Source organism: Kitasatospora sp. NPDC059747, from assembly GCF_042732955.1.
In the GTDB taxonomy this organism is placed as follows: Bacteria; Actinomycetota; Actinomycetes; order Streptomycetales; family Streptomycetaceae; genus Kitasatospora.
Window position 1 is genome coordinate 2,086 of the sequence record NZ_JBHWGV010000084.1, and the last position, 1,141, is coordinate 3,226.

At 72.1% G+C, this 1,141-nt stretch carries 1 protein-coding gene; it reads left to right on the forward strand.

All coding sequences use genetic code 11. From position 1 onward, the window contains the following. The first annotated feature begins 242 nt into the window (after nt 1-242). Nucleotides 243-1,124 carry a chitosanase gene (locus ACFV4G_RS30145; RefSeq protein WP_380445283.1) on the forward strand — a complete coding sequence of 294 codons (882 nt, stop codon included), beginning with the start codon at nt 243-245 and terminating at the stop codon, nt 1,122-1,124. The last annotated feature ends 17 nt before the right edge of the window (nt 1,125-1,141 follow it).

Sequence of the window (1,141 nt, forward strand, 5' to 3'; positions counted from 1 at the left end):
CCGGCGTCCGCGCGGGCGGGGGCCGCCCGCCCCCCGCGCCGGCGGGGGGGGGGCCCCCCCCCCCGGCCCCCCCCCCCCAACCGGGTGAACCAACCGACGGATGCACGCCGTACAGCTGGGCGGGGCACCGACCGGGGTGGATCCCGACAGCCGATCAGGGAGGCCTGCGTCGCTGGTCGCCCCGAACCGGCCGCCGAGGCCTGACCGAACACATCCCTTCTCCACTGGATCCCGGAGCACGCATGCCGTCCACCCCCGCCCGCCCGTCCCGGCCGAAGGGCCTGCACGTCACCATGGCCGCCGTGCTGATCACCGCCGTCACCGCGACCGCAGCCAGCGCCCGCCCGCACCGCACCACCCAGCCCCAGCCGCAGCCCTCCGGGGTCGGGGCGAGCGCCACCCCGGGCGCGGCGGCCGGCCTGAACGACCCCCGCCTGAAGGACATCGCCCAGCAGCTGGTCTCCAGCGCCGAGAACTCCTCGCTGAACTGGAAGGCCCAGTTCGCGTACATCGAGGACATCAAGGACGGCCGCGGCTACACGGGCGGCATCATCGGCTTCTGCTCGGGCACGGGAGACATGCTCGACCTCGTGAAGCACTACGAGCAGCTCAAGCCGGGCAACGTCCTGAGCAAGTACCTCCCGGCGCTGCAGAAGGTGAACGGGTCCGCCTCGCACTCGGGCCTGGACCCGGACTTCGTCTCCGACTGGAAGAAGGCCGCCCAGGACCCGGCGTTCCAGCAGGCGCAGCAGGACGAGCGCGACCGCGTCTACTTCAACCCGGCCGTCATGCAGGCCCAGACCGACGGACTGCGCGCGCTCGGCCAGTTCGCCTACTACGACGCGATCGTCATGCACGGCCCCGGCGACGAGCCGGTCAGCTTCGGCGGCATCCGCGCCGCCGCGATGCGCAAGGCCAAGACACCGGCCCAGGGCGGCGACGAGAAGACCTACCTCGCGGCCTTCCTCGACGCCCGCCGGGCCGCGATGAAGACCGAGGCCGCCCACGACGAGACCGACCGCGTGGACACCGAACAGTTGGTGTTCCTACGCAACGGCAACCTGGACCTCAACACGCCCCTGGTGTGGAAGGTCTACGGCGAGTCGTTCCACATCGATCACTGACGCACGGAACGCCGGTT